We start from the raw sequence: 16,126 nt of genomic DNA on the forward strand, positions 1-16,126 counted from the left end.
TCACGTCCCAGCCCGCCACCCGCGGGCTCCGAGCCGTCACCGACCGGTGAACGTCGGCTTCCGCTTCGCCACGAACGCGGCCACCGCCTCGCGGTGGTCGGCCGTCGCGCCCGCCTCCGCCTGCGTGCGCGCCTCCACGTCCAGCGCCGCCGCCAGCTCACCGGAGAACGCCATCGCCTCCTTGATCTTCGCGTACGCCGTGGTCGGCCCGGCCGCCAGCTGACGGGCCAGCGCCTGCGCCGTCGTCAGCGCCTCGCCGTCCGGCACGACCTGGCCGACCATGCCGATCCGCAACGCCTCCTCCGCGTCGACCGGCTGCGCGAGCATCATCATCTCCATCGCCCGGCCGTGCCCGATGAGCCGCGGCAACGTCCACGACGCGCCCGAGTCCGCGGTCAACCCCACGTTCGCGAACGCCATCAGGAACTTCGCCCCCGCAGCCGCCACCCGCAGGTCGCACGCGTACGCCAACGACGCCCCCGCGCCCGCCGCCATCCCGTTCACCGCGGCGATGACCGGCTTCGGCATCCCCACGATCGCCTTGATCAGCGGGTTGTAGTGCCGCTCCACCGTGTGCAGCGGCGCCGGGTCGCCCGCCTCCAGCAGCGCGACGTGCTCCTTGAGGTCCTGACCGGCGCAGAACGCCTTCCCCGCACCCGTGACGACCACCGCGCGCACGGCGTCGTCCGCGGCGGTCTCGACCACGGCCTCCAGGAACCGCTCCTTCAACGCCACCGTGAACGAGTTGAACGACTCGGGCCGGTTGAGCGTGAAGGTGCGAACGCCGTCAGCGTCGTCGATGAGGAGTTCGGACACGGGGTGACCTCCGGTTCAGTGGTGTGCGAGGGACTCGTCGACGAACTCGGCCACCGCCGGCGCGAGGCGGTCGGTGTGCCGGTCGAAGAACCCGGCCGCCGCCGCGCCCGGCCAGTCGGCGGGCAGCAGCTCGCGCGGCAGGCCCGGGTCGCGGAACAGGAACTTGCGCCAAGCGTGCAGGAACCGCTGCGAAGCCGCGAACGCCGCCGCGGGCGACGAACCGTCCACAGCGGACATCACCGGCTCCCACTCGGCCACGAACCGCGCGTAGTCGCGCCCCAGCGTGGCCAGGTCCCAGGCACGGGCCGCCAGCTCCGCCGGGTCGCCCTCGTGCTCGCCGTGGAACGTGCTGCCCCGGACGTTCTCCCCGGTGAGCACGTCCGCCAGCTCCGGCGACGGGCGCGGTGCGATCCACGTCACGGGTCCCAACGCGCCGTAGCCGAGCAGTTGCAGCGAAGAAGCGAGCCGGTCCCGCGCCTCGCGCGCCGGCAGCTCCTCCAGCACCACCACGTGCCAGCGACCGTCCCAGGTGGACGGCCGGGTGCGGTAGATGCGGGCCGCCGCCTCGTCCAGCCGCCGTTCCGCGCGAGGTGTCATCGCGTAGCCGGGGCCGTCCGGCAGGCGGACCGGTGCCAGCCAGCCCTGCCGCACGGTGCGCGAGACCGCCGTGCGCACGGCGGGCGCGGCGAAGTCCAGCGGCTCCAGCAACCGGACCAGGGCGGCGATCGTCGCCGCGCCACCCCGATCGCGGAGGTGGCCGCCGTAGACGTCGAAGAGCGCGGAACGGGCTCGCACGAGAGCCGAGTCTGTCAGGGCCACCCCGCGACACGCCACAAAGCCGGGAACGGTCACGACCAGGTGACGGCCGGCGGTCGGCGCGGAAGTCGTTGCGGCACGGTGATCCTGGCCCTGATCTGCGGCTTGGTGAAGATCGCCAAACGGTCGCCGGCCGACCGGAAAGATCGGTTCGGTTTCGCTGCCGAGTCCGCATAGGGGAGAATGGCCGGAGTATCCGGCCCTGGTCGGACGGGGAAGATGTTGACGGAGGGAGCACGCGATGGCGGCCATGAAGCCCCGGACCGGCGACGGTCCCCTCGAGGTGACCAAGGAGGGGCGCGGCATCGTGATGCGCGTTCCGCTCGAGGGTGGTGGGCGCCTCGTCGTCGAGATGTCGGCGGACGAGGCCAACGCCCTGGGCGACGCCCTCAAGGCAGCCGCCGGCTGACCAGCCGGAGAAGAGAAAGCGTCGACGCCCCGGTTCCCACTGCGGAACCGGGGCCTCGCTACGTCGTGCCGCGCCGGTGACGCCCGTGCGTGGCGGTGACGTCGTGCCAGGGCGCTGAACTGCGGCTTCACCGGCTCCAACCCCCTGTCGGCCCCATTCGGAGGTCCCTCGTGCGAGCACCCCTGCCCACCCCGCTGGTCACCGTGGAGGTGGCCGACACCCTCCGGCGAGGTGTGCCCGCGGTGCTCGTCGCGTTCCCCGGTGAGCCGGTGCGGCTGGGGCCGGGCGCGCAGGACGTGACCGACCTCGGCGACGTGAGCGGCAAGGCCGGCGCGACGTCCCGGCAGGGGCGGGCGTGGGTGGTCGGCGTCGGCGACGGCCGGTCGGGCGACTGGCGCAAGGCGGGCGCGTCGCTGGTCCGGGCGCTGCACGCGGACGCGGAGAAGTCGGGCGGGACGACGTTCGACGTGCGGTTGCCTGCCGACGTGACGGCGGAGGCGGTGGCGGCGTTCACGCTGGGTGCCGCGGTCGGCGGGTACCGGTTCAAGGTGACCTCCGAAGAGGCCCCGAAACGGGTGAAGTCGTTGCGCCTGGTCACCGGGGGTGCCGGGTTGGCGGACGTGGTGCGGAAGGCGAACGCGCTGGCCGCCGCGACGTCGTTCGGGCGCGACCTGGCGAACACGCCGTCAAATGTGAAGGATCCGTCCTGGCTGGCTTCGGCGGCGGTGCGGGCCGCGCGGGCGGTGCCCGGTCTCGACGTGGCGGTCCGGGACGAGGCGTGGCTGGCCGAGCAGGGGTTCGGCGGGGTGCTGGCGGTCGGTGGCGGCTCGTCCCGGCCGCCGCGGTTCATCGAGCTGACGTGGCCGGGCACCGGCGAGGGCGGGCCGCACCTGGTCCTGGTCGGCAAGGGCATCACGTTCGACACCGGCGGCATCTCGATCAAGCCGGCCGAGGGCATGCACCTGATGCGCACGGACATGTCCGGTGGTGCGGCGGTCATCGCGGCCCTGGTCGGCATCGCCCGGCAGAGCCTGCCCGTCCGGGTGACGGGGCTGGTGCCGGCGGCGGAGAACCACGTGTCGGGCTCGGCGTACCGGCCGGGTGACGTGATCACCCAGTACGGGGGCACGACGACCGAGGTGACGAACACGGACGCCGAGGGTCGGCTGGTCCTGGCCGACGCGCTGGCCTACGCGGTGCGGAACCTGCGGCCGGACGTGCTCGTGGACGTGGCGACCCTGACCGGCGCGATGAAGGTCAGCCTGGGCTTGCGCACCGGGGGCCTGTTCGCCACGGACGACGACCTGGCCGCGCGCGTGGCCGAGGCCGGCGCCCGGGTCGGCGAGTCGTGGTGGCGGATGCCGCTGCCGGCGGACTTGGCCGAGGACGTCCGGAGCGACATCGCCGACCTCCGCCAGTGCCCGCCGGGGCCGGGCGGCATCACCGCGGCGCTGTTCCTGAAGGAGTTCACGGGCGGTGTGCCGTGGGCCCACCTGGACATCGCCGGTCCCGCGCGGGCCGACAAGGTCTACGACGAGGTGGTGCCGGGAGCCACCGGCTTCGCCGCCCGAACCCTGATCGAACTGGCCGAGACCTACAGCCCGCCCAACACGATCGGGTGATCATGGCCCGAAAATGTACGGAAACACCGTTACCGCACCTCGGTTGAATCGAGGAACCGCAACCCCCCCAACCCGCCACCTCACACGGACAGCGGGTGGGGCGGGCAAGCGGCAGGACGCGGAAGGCGGTGAGCGCACTGGCCACGGACGGCGGCTGGCCCCGGACGCCCTGCCCGGACGCCCTGCCCGGATGCCCAGCCCGAATGCCTGGCGCGGACGCCCGGCCCGGATGTCCGGCGGCCATCGGGCGCGGCCATCGGGCGGATGCCTGGCGCGGGCATGACGGGCATGACGGGCATGGCGGCCGTGATCGCGGTGGTCGCCGGATGGGCGTGCCAGGCCTGGTCGGTCGGCTGGAGCGGCGGACCCGGCGAGGTGTGGTCGGTCGGCTGGAGTGGCAAGTCCGGCAGAGGCCTGGCCGGTCGGCTGGAGTGGCAGACCCGGCGGGGTGTGGTCGGTCGGCTGGAGTGGCGGGGGTCTGGCTGGTCGGCTGGAGTGGCGGGTCCGGCGTGGCGTGGTCGGCTGGCTGTCGTGGTGGAGGCGTGTGTGCGGCGGGCCTGGCCGCTGGGTCGGGGACGTCGGGTCGGGCTGCCGGGTCAGGCAGGGAAGCGTGATCAGGGTGCCAGCGCGTGATCGCGGAAGGCCCGGACAGCCGGGGGGAGCGGGGCATCGGCAGGCCAGACCAGCGCGATCTCCCGCGCGGCCCGTGGGTTGAGCGGGATTTCCGGCAGGCCCGACGGTGAGTCGGCGTGCGGCAGCAGGGCGACGCCCAGGCCCGCCGCGACCAGGCCCCGGACGGTCTCGGTTTCCTGGCCCTCGAACGCCAGGGTGGGTACGAAGCCGGCCGCGGCGCACAGGTCGTCGGTGATCTGCCGCAGGCCGTAGCCCGGTTCGAGGCCGACGAACTCCTCGCCCGCCAGCTCGGCCACCCGCACCGACGGGCGACCGGCCAGGCGGTGGCCCGGCGGGACGACGAGGATCAGCTCCTCCTCGCGGATGACGGCGTGCGTGAACGCGGGGTCGGTCGGCGGTGGGGAGACGAGGGCCAGGTCGACGTCGCCCTCGGCCAGGTGGGTGAGGATGTCCTGGCGCGAGTTCTGGACCAGGCGGAATCGCACGGACGGGTGATGTTCGCGGAAGGTGCTGACCAGGGACGGGACGACGGACCTGCCCAGGAGGTGGAGGAAGCCGAGCGCCACCTGGCCACGTTCGGGTGACACTTCCTCCGCTGCGGCGCGCTGGCCCGCTTCCAGGGCCGTCAGGGCGCGGTCGGCGGCTTCGCAGAGCAGGCGGCCGGCCCTGGTCAGGCGGACGCGGCGGCCCGATCGGATGACGACCGGCGCGCCCAGTGTCGTGCCCAAGGCCGCCAGCCACCGGCTCACGGTCGGCTGGGGCACGCCGGCGGCTTCGGCGGCGTGGGTCACGTGCTCGTCGGCGGCCAGGGCGCGGAGGACGGCCAGGCGTTGGACCACTTCATCCATCACCGCATGGATTATCGCAAACTGGCGCATTGGACGCATGGATTAGCGTCGAAGACGTGCCCAGCCGCCTCACCACCGCCGTCGCCGCCACCGGCCTGGCCACGTTCGCGCTGCTCTACGCGCCGCAGTCGGTCCTGCCCGACCTCGCCCGCGAATTCCGCCTCACGCCGGCCGAAGCGTCCCTCGTCATCAGCGCCGCGACCGGCGCGCTGGCCCTCGCGATCATCCCGATGGCCGCCCTCGCCGACCGCGTCGGCCGCCGCCGCGTCATCGTCTGGTCCGTCCTCACCGCCGCCGTCCTCGGCCTGCTCCTCCCGCTCGCCCCGACCTACGAAGCCCTCCTCGCGGCCCGGGCCCTGCAAGGTGTCGCCACCGCCGGGGTCCCCGCGACCGCGATGGCGTTCCTCGCCCAGGAAGCACCCAGGACGCACGTCGGCGCGGCCATCGGCGCCCTCGTCGCGGGCAACAGCGCGGGCGGCATGCTCGGCCGCCTCATCACCGGTTTCACCACCGACGGCACGTCGTGGCGCACCGCCCTGGCCCTCGCCGGCGCGTTCGGCGCGGCCTGCGCGATCACCGCCGCCCTCCTGCTGCCCAAGGGCCACCACGCCGAACGCCGCCCGAGCGCCCTCAAGGACGCCCTCACCGACCGCGTCCTGCTCTGCCAGTACGCGGTCGCGGTCCTCGCGGTGGCGGCGTTCATCTCCGTCTTCAACGTCATCGGCTTCCGCCTCACCACCGACCTGGGCCTGCCCACCGGCGTGGCGACCCTGGTCTACCTCGCCTACGCGGCGGGCGGCGGCACGTCCGCCGTCGCGGGCCGCCTCGCCGACCGCCACGGCCGCGCCCGCGTCGCACTCGCCGGCCTGGCCCTGGCCGCCGCCGGCGCCGCGATCACCCTCCCCGACCACGTGGCCGCGATCGCCGTCGGCCTCACCCTGTTCACCGGCGGCTTCTTCGCCGCCCACGCGGTGGCGAGCGGCTGGGTCGGCGCGCACGCCCCCGAGCACGTCCGGGGGCAGGCCTCGGGCGTGTACCTGTTCGCGTTCTACGTCGGCAGCAGCACCGGCGGCACGGCGGGCAGCGCCGCCTACCAGGCCCGCGGTTGGCCGGGGCTGACCGCCCTGATCACGGTCTGGCTGGCGCTGGCGGCCGTCGCGGTCCTCGCCGCGCACAAGGCCACGACCGCCCGCAAGCCCACGACCGGCCGCACGACTACGACCGACCGCACGACCACGACCGGCCACAAGGCCGTGACCGCGCGCAAGCCCACGACCGGCTGCGAGGTCACGACCGCCCGCGAGGCCCCCTGGGCTCAGAAGTCCAGCGGCACCTCGACCCCGGGCCCACCGGTCACCGCGACCGGCCCCAACTGGGGCAGCGCCACCGTCCCCGCCGCCACCGACAACGTCGCCGACCGCACGTCCTCCGGCACCTCGTACACGACCGCCACCGGCACCGTGTCCCCGCCGTAACGGGCGCCGACCTGCCGCGCCGCCTGCCCGCCCGGCACCGTCAAGGTGAACAGCGGCGCCGTCTGCCCCGCGCCGACCACGCTCGGCAGACCGTGCCCGACCAACCGCAGCTCCACCAGCGCCAGCCCGGTGCCTGCCGTCGCCAGCTCGTACTGCGCGTTAGACGACACCGGCCGCTGCCGCCCCAGCCGCGCCCGCACGACCTCCACCGACCCGGCCGCCGCGCCCACCGCCACGGGCGTCGACACCGAGATCGCCTCGGGCCCCGGCGCGCGCCGCAGCACCTTCGTCGCCTCGCCGACGACCACCCCGGTCGGCACCTCGACCCGCTGTTGCAGCGACTTCGCCCCCACGGTGTCGAGCACCAGCGACTCCTGCCCGCCCGTGACCGGCACCGTGTAGACGACCAGCGCCGACCCGTCGTCCGGCAGCCGTTCGGCCGGCAGCCGGTGCCGCCGGCCCGGCACGTCCAGCGACAGCTCCGGCGGCTGCGGCAGCCACCCGCGCCACGGCGTCTGCCCGAACGCCGAGTCGACCTCGCCGTGCCGCGTCACCCGCACCCGCAGCACCCGCAGCGCCACCCCGTGCTCGGCCCGCAGGTCACCCTCCGCCGTCGGCCACACCGACGGCGACGAGTACCCCGTCACGTGCACTTCGAGCTGGTCGTCGCGCACCATCGCGGACGCCGCGTCGAGCACCTGCCCGTCGTCGGGCAGCACGGCCAGGAAGTCCGGCCCGGCCTGCCCGACGCCCTGGTCGGCGTCGGTCTCCCGCCCGTCGGTGCGCACCAGCTTCCCCACCGGCGTGCTCCGGGCGCCCTGCGCGGGCACCTGCGGCGGCTGGACCTCCAGCCGGACCCCGGACGCGGTGCGCTCGGCCTGCTTCAACGGCACCGGCACCCAGTCGGTGGCCGCGGCCGTGCCCGGCACCTGCACGGGACCGCACCACAACCGCGTGTCGACCTCGAACGCCTCACCGGTGCGCGCGAACCAGCAGCTCACCGCGTCCTGCCCGGTCCGGGCCACGTAGCCGAACGACAGCGTGTAGCTCAGCTCCGCCTCGGCCCGGGACTGCAGACCGGGCGCGTCCAGCACCGCCTCTCCCTCGATGGTCAACCTGACCTGCTCCGCGCTGAACGCGGGCGTGGCGCACCCACCGGCCACCAGCGCGAGCAGGAGCACAAGCCACCGCATACCGCCCCCAGTAGTCGCCCCTACTGGTTAAAGGCGGTCGGTGGCCCATACCGTTGCATCGGGATGGAGTGGCGCACGTCACACTGCGGGTCGGGTGATCGCCCGACCCGTTCGGCTCCGCCTGGTAGCCGTCAGCCCCGGAGGGCGCTCACCTGGCGCCGTTGAGCGCCGCCGAGTACACCGCCACGGTCTGCTCGGCCACCGTCGCCCACGAGAACTCCTCGATCGCCCGCGCGCGCCCCGCCTCGCCGAACGCCGCCGCCCGCGCCGGGTCGCCGAGCACCTCGTTCACCGCGTCGGCCAACGCCACCCGGTACGCCTCGACGTCCTTCTCGTCGTAGTGCACCAGCAGCCCGGTCCGCCCGTGGTCCACGACCTCCGGGATGCCGCCCACGTCGGAGGCCACCACCGCCGTGCCGCACGCCATCGCCTCCAGGTTCACGATGCCCAGCGGCTCGTACACCGACGGGCACACGAACACCGTCGAGTGGCTCAGGATCTGCCGCACCTCGGCCGGCTGGAGCATCTGCCGGATCCAGAACACCCCCGGCCGCGACGCCGCCAGCTCCGCCACCGCGAGCCGCGTCTCCTCGGCGATCTCCGGCGTGTCCGGCGCGCCCGCGCACAGCACGACCTGCGCGTCCGGCGAGATCCGGTGCGCGGCGGCGACCAGGTGCCCGACGCCCTTCTGCCGGGTGATCCGCCCGACGAACGTCACGATCGGCCGCGCCGGGTCGATGCCGTGCCGGACCAGCGCGTCGGTCTCGGAGACGGGGTGGTAGGCCGACGTGTCGATCCCGTTGCGCACCACGTGCACGCGCGCCGGGTCCAGCGCCGGGTAGCAGTCCAGCACGTCGGCCCGCATGCCCTCGCTGACCGCGATCACGGCGTCCGCCGCCTCGTACGCGGTCCGCTCCACCCAGGACGACACCCGGTAGCCGCCGCCGAGCTGCTCGGCCTTCCACGGCCGGCGCGGCTCCAGCGAGTGCGCGGTCACCACGTGCGGGATGCCGTGGAGCAGTTTCGCCAGGTGACCGGCCATGTTGGCGTACCAGGTGTGGGAGTGCGCGAGCTGCGCGTCGCCCAGCGCGGCGGCCATCTCCAGGTCCACGGACAACGTGGCCAGCGCGGCGTTCGCCTGCTCCAGGCCGTGCGCCGGGTTGTGCGCCCTGGCGTCCGCGCGCGGCCCGCCGAAGGCGTGCACGTCCACGTCCACCAGTTCGCGCAACCTCGGCACGAGGAAACCGACGTGCACCCCAGCGCCGCCGTAGACCTCCGGCGGGTACTCCCGTGTCAGCAGTCCAATTCGCACGTCGCTCACCGTAACCCGCTCGCCGGGGCAGCCGGGTGAACGAGAGGGGTTTGCGTTACTTCGCCGTTGGTGGGTCGGCAGTCACCCGGTTAGGGTCGTTGCTGTGAAAGGGCAACCGCACGTTCTAGGAATTGTCCTCGCCGGTGGCGAAGGCAAACGGTTGTGGCCGTTGACCGCCGACCGGGCAAAGCCGGCGGTGCCCTTCGGCGGTAACTACCGGCTGGTGGACTTCGTCCTGTCCAACCTGGTGAACGCGGGTTTCGTGAAGCTCTGCGTGCTCACCCAGTACAAATCCCATTCCCTCGACCGGCACATCTCCACCACGTGGCGACTGTCCAATGTGCTGGGCCAGTACGTCACGCCGGTGCCGGCGCAGCAGCGGCTCGGGCCGCGCTGGTACACCGGCAGCGCGGACGCCATCTTCCAGTCGTTGAACCTCGTCAACGACGAGAAGCCGGAGCACGTGATCATCTTCGGCGCGGACCACGTCTACCGGATGGACCCCGGTCAGATGGTGCAGCAGCACGTGGAGACCGGTGCGGGCGTCACCGTGGCGGGCATCCGGGTGCCGCGCGCGGAGGCCAAGGCGTTCGGCTGCATCGACTCCGACTCGACCGGCCTGATCACCCGGTTCCTGGAGAAGCCCGCGGAGCCGCCGCACGTGCCGGACGACCCGGAGGTCACCTTCGCGTCGATGGGCAACTACGTGTTCACCACCGAGGCGCTGATCGACGCGTTGCGGGCGGACGCGTCGAACCCCGACTCCGACCACGACATGGGCGGCGACATCATCCCGATGCTCGTCGACCAGGGGCAGGCGCACGTCTACGACTTCGCCGACAACAAGGTGCCGGGCGAGACCGACCGCGACCGGGGTTACTGGCGCGACGTGGGGACCATCGACGCCTACTACGAGGCGCACATGGACCTGGTCTCGGTGCGGCCGGTGTTCAACCTCTACAACCAGGCGTGGCCGATCCGGACGGCGACCCCGCCGCTGCCTCCCGCGAAGTTCATCGCGGGCGGCAGCGCGGAGGACTCGATGGTGGGGCCGGGCTCGATCATCTCCGGCACCGTCCACGGGTCGGTGATCAGCTCGGACGTGGTCGTGGAGTCCGGGTCCGTGGTGCAGGGCAGCGTGCTGCTGCCGGGGGTGCGGATCGGGCGTGGCGCGGTGGTGCGGCGGGCGATCCTGGACAAGAACGTCGTCGTGCCCGACGGCGCGCTGATCGGCGTGGACCCGGCGACGGACCGGCAGCGCTACACCGTGTCGTCCGGCGGCGTGACCGTGCTGGGGAAGGGCGTCACGGCCCACTGACGGGGGAGTGCGGCGTCGGGCGCCCGGGGTGTCCGACGCCGCGCCACGTCGGTGACCACGGATTCACCCGCCTGGATGACTCCTCGGGGGTGGTGCCGCGATCGGGCCAGAGGAACCCGAAGCCGCCGGCCGGTCGGGCGTGTCGGGCCCTCAGCCGACCTTCGCGGCGACCAGCAGGCCGTCGCCGAGCGGCAGGATCACCGGCACCAGGCGATCGTCCTCGCGGACCGACCGGGCCACCTCCCGCATCGCCACCGTGTCCGGGTCGCGGTGCGACGGGTCGACCACCCGGCCGTGCCACAGGACGTTGTCGAACGCGATCACGCCGCCCGGCCGCAGCAGCCGCACGCCCTCCGCCAGGTACTTCGGGTACTCCGACTTCGCCGCGTCCACGAACACCAGGTCGTAGGCGCCGTCGGTCAGCCTGGGCAGCACGTCCAGCGCCTGCCCCATGATCAACCGGGTCCGCGACACCGCGATCCCCGCCTCCGCGAACGCCACCCGGGCCGCGCGCTGGTGCTCCGGCTCCACGTCGATCGACGTCAGCACCCCCGCCGCGGGCATGCCGCCGAGCAGGTACAACGCGCCGACGCCGGCGCCCGTGCCGATCTCCACCACGGCCTTGGCCCGCGTCGCCGCCGCGAGGAACCGCAACGCCGCCCCGCCGCCGGACCCGATCGGCACGCACCCCAGCCCGGCGCCACGAGCCCTGGCGGCCGTGATGACGGCGTCCTCGGGCAGGTAGCGCTCCACGTACTCGCGCGTCGGCGCATCCACAGCAGGAAGGCTAACGCCGCCGGCGCCGGTTCGGGTCACTCTCGCGGACACCCGGATTCTCAGCCTGCTCTCAGCCGCCTCTCACGATGGTTATAAGGGAAGACGTCAAGCTGTCCCCAACGCATGACGAGCAGGACCAACGGGAACACGTCGGGGTAGCCGAGCGTTGACCCGTGCAGCAGGGCAGCCAGCCCAGTGGAGGTGCTTAACCGCCCGATGCCAAAGCAGCCGACCGTCGCACCGACCGCGCCCATCGAGGACGCGGACTGGATCGCGCCCTCGTGGGACCAAGTGGTGCGTGAGCACGCCGACCGGGTGTACCGGCTGGCCTACCGCCTGTCGGGCAACCAGCACGACGCCGAGGACCTCACCCAGGAGACGTTCATCCGGGTGTTCCGCTCGCTGGCGTCGTACAAGCCCGGCACGTTCGAGGGCTGGCTGCACCGCATCACCACGAACCTCTTCCTCGACATGGCCCGCCGCCGCTCCCGCGTGCGGATGGAGGCACTGCCCGAGGAGACCGACCGCATCCCGGGCGACGACCCGACGCCCGAGGAGATCTACGACGACACGCACCTCGACCCCGAGCTGCAGGCCGCGCTGGACGAGCTGCCGCCCGAGTTCCGCGCCGCCGTCGTCCTGTGCGACGTGGAAGGACTCTCCTACGAGGAGATCGGCGCCACCCTCGGCGTCAAACTCGGTACCGTGAGAAGCAGGATCCACCGGGGCCGCCAGGCCCTGCGGGTCGCACTGGAACGCCGTCGGGGTCTGGCCTTGGAGGACTCTGCATGACCGACCTGCGAGGTTGGCAACTGCCCGAGCAGCACCTGCTGCCCGACGCGGTCGTCGCCTTCGTCGACGGCGAGCTGACCGCCTCGGCGCACAACAGGGCGTCCGCGCACCTACAGCGCTGCCCGTTCTGCGCGGCCGAGGCGTACTCGCAGCAGCAGGCCCGCTCCGCCGTGCGCGCCGCCGACGCGCCGTGCGCGCCCGCGCGCCTGCTGGCCAGGCTGGGCGCGATCCCGCAGGAGGTGGAGCTGCCCAGCGCCCCGGACGGCCTCGCGGTCTCCGAGGACGGCCAGCTCGTCACCGTCCAGCGGCCCGACCGGGTCGCGTTCGGCAGCGGTCCCGTGCTGGGGTCCGGCCGCCCTTTCGGGACCGGCGGCGGTAGCCGCGTCGGCACGGGGCTCTTCGGCACCGGCCTGTTCGGGGGCCGCCGCGCCCGCCAAGGCGCCGGCGTCGTCGTCTCCGGTCTCATGCTCGGCGCGCTCGCCCTGGTCGCACCGGGCAGCGAGGACACCGCGCCGCCGCCCGCCCAGGGCAACTCCCCGCAGCCCTCGCCCGTGGTCGCGCCGTCGTTGACCGACGACCGCGAGCCCGTCGGCGTGCTGCGCCCGGCCGTGGACACCGGCGCCCCGGGCCGCTGACCAGCCCGCTGACGGCAACTTCACCGGTCATCGGTCACGATTGCCCCGCGAGAACCATGGTGTGACGACGTGCGGGGAGCGATGAGCGAGCCAGAGCAGGGCAACGGGACTCCCAGGTCGGGTGTTGACGACGGGGTGCACCGCAGGCTCGCACCCCGTCCGCTGAACCGCCCGGCCGTCGACCCCGGGCAGCAAGCCGTGTTCGGCCGACCGCAGGGCGTGGCGGGCGCGTTCTCCGCCGACCGCCCGAGCCCCAACGGCACCTCGCCCGTCCAGCTCGCGCCGCCGCCACCCGAAGCGCTGTCCACGGCGTTCGGCCGACCGCGCGGCGACGGCGACACGCTCCTGCAACGACCGCCGGTCGACCTGAACGGCGAGCCCGAGGTGGAGCCCGTCTTCTGGGAGGGCAAGCCGGCGGGCGACGCGTGGCGCGACCCGGGCGCGTCGGCCGTCATCGGCCCGCCCGCCGTGACCGAGCAGCCCGACACCGAACCCAAGCCCGAACCCGAGCCCGGACCCCAGCTGAGCGTGCCCGAACTGCTGTTCGGGCGGCGGGTCAAGCCGCTGGGCCTGGTGCTGCTGATGGTGGCGGCGCTGGTGGTCGGCGCGGGCGGTGGCCTGGTCGGCTGGTTGATGGGCCGCGTCGGCAACCCGCTCACCGACGGCGGCGTCACGCTCGCCGAGGTCAAGCCCGGCAAGGAACGGCCCGTCGGGTCGGTCGCCGACATCGCCGGGCGGGTCACGCCCAGCGTCGTGTCGATCGAGTTCAAGGGCGCGAGCGTGGCCGGCGTCGGCTCCGGCGTGGTCATCGACGGCGAGGGCTACGTGCTGACCAACGACCACGTGGTCGCCCCGGCGGTGCAGGACACGTCGGCGAAGCTGACCGTGGTCTTCACCGACGGCAAGCGGGCCGTGGCGCAGGTCGTCGGCCGCGACTCCAAGACCGACCTCGCGGTGATCAAGGTCGAGGTGGACAACCCGACCGTGCTGCGGTTCGGCGACTCCGACGAGCTGGCGGTGGGCGACACCGTGCTCGCGATCGGCTCGCCGCTGTCGCTGTCGAACACCGTGACCGAGGGCATCGTCAGCGCCCTGCACCGGCCCGTGACGGCGGCGGGCGAGAACGGCGGGCCGCAGGTCACCTACGACGCGATCCAGACCGACGCGGCCATCAACCCCGGCAACTCCGGTGGCGCGCTGGTCGACTCGTCCGGCGCGCTGGTCGGCATCAACTCGTCGATCCGCACCGAGACCGGCGGTTCGGTGGGCCTCGGGTTCGCGATCTCCGGCAACTACGCGCGCAAGGTGTCGCAGGCGCTGATCCGCGACGGCGAGGTCAAGCACGCGGACATGAACATCAACGTGCGGTCGGCGTCGGCGGAGACGGCGGAGGGCGCGCAGGTGCAGAACGTGCCCGACGGCGGCGCGGCCGACGCGGCGGGCATCGAGGAGGGCGACGTGATCACCCGGGTCGGCGACCGGATGGTGCGCAACGCCGCTGAGCTGACGGTTGCGGTGAGGGACCATGAAATCGGCGAGACCGTGCCGGTCGTGCTGGCCAGGCAGGGTCGTGAGCTGACCGTGCAGGTGACCCTGCGGTCCGACTGACGGCTACGCTGGCAGCCAGGGCTTGGGGCGCGGAAGGTGGGGCACGAGGGTGTTCGACAGCATCGGGTGGCTTGAGATCCTCGTCATCGTCGTGGCGGGCCTGTTCATCCTCGGTCCGGAACGACTGCCCGAGGCCGCCGCGTGGGTCGGCAAGACGGTCCGCAAGGTCCGCGAGTACGCGACCGGCGCGCGGGAGCAGCTGAAGCAGGAGATGGGGCCGGAGTTCGAGCAGCTGCGCAAGCCGCTGGAGGACCTCCGGGAACTGCGCAACTTCGACCCGAAGCGCGCGATCACGAAGCACCTGTGGGACGACGACCCGGTCGAGAAGCCGAACGGCTACCCCGCCGTCCCCCCGGCCCGCGACACGACGAGCCGCGACCGTCCCCTGGACCGCGGCGAACGCCCCCCTTACGACCCGGACGCCACCTGACCCCTGGCCCCTGGCCCGGTCACCAAGCCGGAATTGTCGGACCCCGTCGGTAGAATCACAGCAGGGGTCCCCTTGGCGGGCAGGGTTCCGGCAAAGTCGTTTGTGCTGTTCAGTGGGTGATTCCGAGGAGTTGGAGTGGTCGTCGGGGGTCACGGGCCATGGCCCGTGACCCTTTGGCGATGTTGGTGTGGCCGGCCAGGCGCAGGGCGTTGACGGCGAGGTTGCGCAGGCCGGCCATGATGCGGGGTGCGTGGCCGGCGCGGATCCGGGAGGCGTCCTCGCCGTAGGTGACGTCACGGACCCAGTGCAGCCGGTTCTCGATCTGCCAGTGTCCGCGCAGGTAGGTGGCGACGCGGGCGGGGTGGGCGTCCTCGCCGGTCAGGCTGGTCACCCCGAGCGCGGCGTAGGCACCGCGCCTGCCGGTGGTGTGACAGGTCCGGTAGCGCTCGACGAGGAACGCGTGGTTCGCGTGGGGAAAGTCGACCTCGCCGAACCCGCGGTCCCCGAGCGGGGCGACACGGACGGTGCGCAGTTCGGTGCGGCCGTGCCCGCGCTCCCGGAACACCAGGCACGGCATGTCGTCCCAGGGCAGCGAATCGAGCTGGGTGTAGACCCTCGGCCAGCCGGTCTTGACGGTGAACACGTAATGCGCGCCCCGCTCGTGCAGGTAGCGGGCGTGGTCGCGTTGGGTGTGCAGCGCGTCGGCGGTCACCACCACCCCGGCCAGGTCGACGGTGTCCAGCAGCGGCCGGAACCCGGCGAGTTCGCCGCCGGTCGGGACCTGCCGCTGACCGGCCACGATGCCGTCCTCGTGACGGAACACGGCCATCAGGTGCACCCCGGAGCCGCCGGCACGGCCGAACGTGGCGGCCACCGACTTGCCGTCCACCGCCACCGCCGGCAACACCCCGCCGGTCTCCCGTCCGTCGACCCGCGACGCGGACCAGGCGCCGATCACCGCGTCCAGCGCGTCACCGTCCACCCGCGACAACACCCTGCGCACCGTGGACTCCTCCGGTGCCACGAACCGGTCGCCGACGATGTCGAACCGCACCCCGAGCCGTCGCAACAACCGCTGCGGCGCGTCGGCGGCCCATTCCGCGATCGCCGCGAACGACCGCGCACCCGCCACCACCGCCGCCGCGGACAGCAGCAGGATCGACGACAGGGAGTGCCGCACCCCACGACGCTTGCGCGGATCCGGCACCCGATCCAGAAAAACCCGCAGGTCCGCGACCTGCCCGACCGGCACCGAGGCCAGCCGGTCGACAACCACGGGCATCGGGCAGGATGACAACGCGGGCACGGCACTCCCAAGATCATGCGACGTAGACACTCACATGATCGACCAGAGCGCCGTGCCCGTCCCACAATCAAACCCTCACCAGCACAAACGACTTTGCCGGAACCCTGCCCTTGGCGGGGACCCCTGCTTCGCGTTC

15 protein-coding genes are annotated in these 16,126 nt (G+C 73.2%); 9 read left to right on the top strand and 6 right to left on the bottom strand.

Going from position 1 to position 16,126, the window contains the following annotated elements:
• Positions 1-36: 36 nt before the first annotated feature.
• Both ACQPYE_RS04405 and ACQPYE_RS04410 read right to left on the bottom strand, forming a co-directional pair.
• Positions 37-816: an enoyl-CoA hydratase-related protein gene (locus ACQPYE_RS04405; RefSeq protein WP_498719293.1), complete on the bottom strand. Its 780-nt coding sequence runs from the start codon at positions 814-816 to the stop codon at positions 37-39.
• A gap of 15 nt (positions 817-831) precedes the next feature.
• Entirely contained in the window at positions 832-1,611 is a 780-nt protein-coding gene (locus ACQPYE_RS04410; RefSeq protein ID WP_498719295.1) for a PaaX family transcriptional regulator, read from the bottom strand.
• A 262-nt stretch (positions 1,612-1,873) separates the two neighbouring features.
• Between ACQPYE_RS04410 and ACQPYE_RS04415 the strand changes: the two genes are divergently transcribed.
• The 3 genes from ACQPYE_RS04415 to ACQPYE_RS04425 all read left to right on the top strand — a co-directional run bounded on the left by ACQPYE_RS04415 (position 1,874) and on the right by ACQPYE_RS04425 (position 4,296).
• Positions 1,874-2,041 carry a DUF3117 domain-containing protein gene (locus ACQPYE_RS04415; protein ID WP_012783412.1) on the top strand — a complete coding sequence of 56 codons (168 nt, stop codon included), beginning with the start codon at positions 1,874-1,876 and terminating at the stop codon, positions 2,039-2,041.
• A gap of 170 nt (positions 2,042-2,211) precedes the next feature.
• Positions 2,212-3,663: a leucyl aminopeptidase gene (locus ACQPYE_RS04420; protein WP_498719297.1), complete on the top strand. Its 1,452-nt coding sequence runs from the start codon at positions 2,212-2,214 to the stop codon at positions 3,661-3,663.
• A gap of 264 nt (positions 3,664-3,927) precedes the next feature.
• Entirely contained in the window at positions 3,928-4,296 is a 369-nt protein-coding gene (locus ACQPYE_RS04425; RefSeq protein ID WP_498719298.1) for a hypothetical protein, read from the top strand.
• Here ACQPYE_RS04425 and ACQPYE_RS04430 read toward each other — a convergent pair.
• Positions 4,278-5,144 (bottom strand): LysR family transcriptional regulator, encoded by an 867-nt coding sequence (locus ACQPYE_RS04430; RefSeq protein ID WP_498719299.1) that lies wholly within the window; start codon positions 5,142-5,144, stop codon positions 4,278-4,280. The genes ACQPYE_RS04425 and ACQPYE_RS04430 overlap by 19 nt on opposite strands.
• Before the next feature lie 56 nt (positions 5,145-5,200).
• On the opposite strand from ACQPYE_RS04430, the gene ACQPYE_RS04435 reads away from it, so the two are divergent.
• A complete protein-coding gene (locus ACQPYE_RS04435) occupies positions 5,201-6,619 on the top strand; it encodes an MFS transporter (protein WP_498719301.1) in 1,419 nt (472 codons plus the stop codon).
• Positions 6,620-7,960: 1,341 nt separating this feature from the next.
• On the opposite strand, the gene glgA is transcribed toward ACQPYE_RS04435, so the two are convergent.
• On the bottom strand, positions 7,961-9,124 hold the full coding sequence (gene glgA, locus ACQPYE_RS04440; RefSeq protein WP_498719302.1) for a glycogen synthase: 1,164 nt from the start codon (positions 9,122-9,124) through the stop codon (positions 7,961-7,963).
• Positions 9,125-9,227: 103 nt separating this feature from the next.
• Between glgA and glgC the strand changes: the two genes are divergently transcribed.
• The gene (gene glgC, locus ACQPYE_RS04445; RefSeq protein ID WP_123744050.1) at positions 9,228-10,442 is read left to right on the top strand and encodes a glucose-1-phosphate adenylyltransferase; all 1,215 of its coding nucleotides are present in this window, start codon (positions 9,228-9,230) and stop codon (positions 10,440-10,442) included.
• A gap of 150 nt (positions 10,443-10,592) precedes the next feature.
• On the opposite strand, the gene ACQPYE_RS04450 is transcribed toward glgC, so the two are convergent.
• Positions 10,593-11,219 (bottom strand): O-methyltransferase, encoded by a 627-nt coding sequence (locus ACQPYE_RS04450; RefSeq protein WP_498719303.1) that lies wholly within the window; start codon positions 11,217-11,219, stop codon positions 10,593-10,595.
• A gap of 216 nt (positions 11,220-11,435) precedes the next feature.
• On the opposite strand from ACQPYE_RS04450, the gene sigE reads away from it, so the two are divergent.
• The 4 genes from sigE (at position 11,436) to tatB (ending at position 14,684) form a co-directional block, all read left to right on the top strand.
• On the top strand, positions 11,436-12,011 hold the full coding sequence (gene sigE, locus ACQPYE_RS04455) for an RNA polymerase sigma factor SigE (RefSeq protein WP_498719304.1): 576 nt from the start codon (positions 11,436-11,438) through the stop codon (positions 12,009-12,011).
• Complete coding sequence (locus ACQPYE_RS04460; RefSeq protein WP_498719305.1) at positions 12,008-12,646, top strand: anti-sigma factor family protein; 639 nt, start codon at positions 12,008-12,010, stop codon at positions 12,644-12,646. The genes sigE and ACQPYE_RS04460 overlap by 4 nt, the downstream gene beginning before the upstream one ends.
• 81 nt (positions 12,647-12,727) lie before the next feature.
• A complete protein-coding gene (locus ACQPYE_RS04465) occupies positions 12,728-14,254 on the top strand; it encodes a S1C family serine protease (RefSeq protein ID WP_498719307.1) in 1,527 nt (508 codons plus the stop codon).
• A 49-nt stretch (positions 14,255-14,303) separates the two neighbouring features.
• The gene (gene tatB / locus ACQPYE_RS04470) at positions 14,304-14,684 is read left to right on the top strand and encodes a Sec-independent protein translocase protein TatB (protein WP_498719309.1); all 381 of its coding nucleotides are present in this window, start codon (positions 14,304-14,306) and stop codon (positions 14,682-14,684) included.
• 109 nt (positions 14,685-14,793) lie between these two features.
• Here the strand turns inward: tatB and ACQPYE_RS04475 are convergent, their stop codons facing one another.
• A complete protein-coding gene (locus ACQPYE_RS04475) occupies positions 14,794-15,966 on the bottom strand; it encodes an ISAs1 family transposase (RefSeq protein WP_498714637.1) in 1,173 nt (390 codons plus the stop codon).
• Between the last annotated feature and the right edge of the window lie 160 nt (positions 15,967-16,126).

The organism is Actinosynnema sp. CA-299493, from assembly GCF_050946825.1.
Taxonomy (GTDB): domain Bacteria; phylum Actinomycetota; class Actinomycetes; order Mycobacteriales; family Pseudonocardiaceae; genus Actinosynnema.

Coding starts and splice junctions, on each gene's coding strand:
- ACQPYE_RS04415 (WP_012783412.1), top strand. CDS start 1,874: ATGGCGGCCATGAAGCCCCGGACCGGCGACGGTCCCCTCGAGGTGACC.
- ACQPYE_RS04425 (WP_498719298.1), top strand. CDS start 3,928: ATGCCTGGCGCGGGCATGACGGGCATGACGGGCATGGCGGCCGTGATC.
- ACQPYE_RS04430 (WP_498719299.1), bottom strand. CDS start 5,144: ATGGATGAAGTGGTCCAACGCCTGGCCGTCCTCCGCGCCCTGGCCGCC.
- sigE (WP_498719304.1), top strand. CDS start 11,436: ATGCCAAAGCAGCCGACCGTCGCACCGACCGCGCCCATCGAGGACGCG.
- ACQPYE_RS04460 (WP_498719305.1), top strand. CDS start 12,008: ATGACCGACCTGCGAGGTTGGCAACTGCCCGAGCAGCACCTGCTGCCC.
- ACQPYE_RS04465 (WP_498719307.1), top strand. CDS start 12,728: ATGAGCGAGCCAGAGCAGGGCAACGGGACTCCCAGGTCGGGTGTTGAC.
- ACQPYE_RS04475 (WP_498714637.1), bottom strand. CDS start 15,966: ATGCCCGTGGTTGTCGACCGGCTGGCCTCGGTGCCGGTCGGGCAGGTC.